Below are 1,304 nucleotides of genomic sequence, written 5' to 3'. Positions count from 1 at the left end.
TTAAGGAGAATACAATATCGTCAAAGATTATCCCTACTGCGTGGGATTTAATGGTGGAGAGCTTATTAGGTAGCGCCTTGTCTAATCGCCGAGTGGTGAGTAGTTCAACAAGGCATGACTGGGCGATGTCGGTTAAGGAAGCCATTAACCTCCATAGAGGGGCAACGATTAAGAACCCCAATGGAACCCTCGCCCTTAAGGGCGGGGAGGGGATCAGACCTATTGAAAGTAGTTGCCCATCATAATTATACCAAGCCGAGGTTAAGCTTTAAGTCTATTTAAAGTCAAAGGTTCGTAATGAGGCATTGGTCCTTAAGGGGTAATGGGGGTGTACTCGAAGTTGTGCTCTGCTTGGCTTAACGGTGGGCATGCCTTATCCCTATCGCTCAGTATTGCCCCAGCTGTGTTAGGCCACTTAACGCCTATTACTGGATCATTCCAGTTTACACATCTCTCCCCTGCTTGATCATACTCCTTGGTCACTAGGTACAGGAACCAGGATTCCTCAATGGCCTGGAACCCATGGGCAAAGCCCGGCGGCACCCAAAGCGCCTGACCTGGCCGCAACTCGACCCCAACCCACTTGCTGAACCACGGCGAACCCCTCCTCACATCGACGGCTACATCGAACACCCTGCCCTTAACCACATAGACTAGTTTACCCTGCTCAGAGGGCTTAAGCTGGTAATGGAGACCCCTGACCACGTTTGGGCGCGAGTGGCTTAAGTTAACTTGCACGAAGTCGTAGGGTAGCCCTAGGGCCAGGTACTCCCCTCTCTTCCAAAGCTCTGTGAAGAAGCCCCTATTATCCTCGAAGATCCTGAACTCGAAGAGCATTACGTCAGGTATGTCGAGCCTCTTAACCGATACCACCGGCATGTCTTAACCCCTCCCACTCACCCTTAAAAATAGATAGCGCATAATTGAGGTCGTTAATGGGCACCCCAAGCATTTCGGCGGCCATTGAGCTGTCTAGGCTTGAGTCTCTGGGTCTCTGGGCCTTATAGTTCAAATCCCTTATTGAAATCGGCTTAATCTGGCTCGTCTGAAAGCCTAAGAAGCTGGCTATGGCCATGGCGAACTCAAACTTACTCAACCTAGGCCCAGCCGCATGCAAGACACCCTCAAACTCCCTATCAACCAACCTAGCCATGGCTTCACCTATCAGCGTGTTTAGGGTTGGTGAACCCCACTGGTCGACAATAGCCTTAACCTCCTCCCCCCTACTAAGCTTCTCAACTACGCTCTTACCGAAGTTAGCCCTACCAGGGCCAAGGCCGTATATCCATGCAACCCTAACCACA

1 protein-coding gene and 1 pseudogene are annotated in these 1,304 nt (G+C 51.0%); both read right to left on the bottom strand.

Annotated features, from left to right (window positions below; genetic code table 11):
- Positions 1–312: 312 nt before the first annotated feature.
- Positions 313–879 carry a dTDP-4-dehydrorhamnose 3,5-epimerase gene (locus tag AT710_09830; GenBank protein ID KUO89703.1) on the bottom strand — a complete coding sequence of 189 codons (567 nt, stop codon included), beginning with the start codon at positions 877–879 and terminating at the stop codon, positions 313–315.
- A pseudogene (locus AT710_09825) lies at positions 860–1,304 on the bottom strand. Before AT710_09825 ends, AT710_09830 begins: the two are co-directional and overlap by 20 nt.

The organism is Thermocladium sp. ECH_B, from assembly GCA_001516585.1.
Classification (GTDB): domain Archaea; phylum Thermoproteota; class Thermoprotei; order Thermoproteales; family Thermocladiaceae; genus Thermocladium.
Note: the sequence above shows the minus strand (reverse complement) of the source record. Positions and strands in the feature narration are given on the sequence as shown.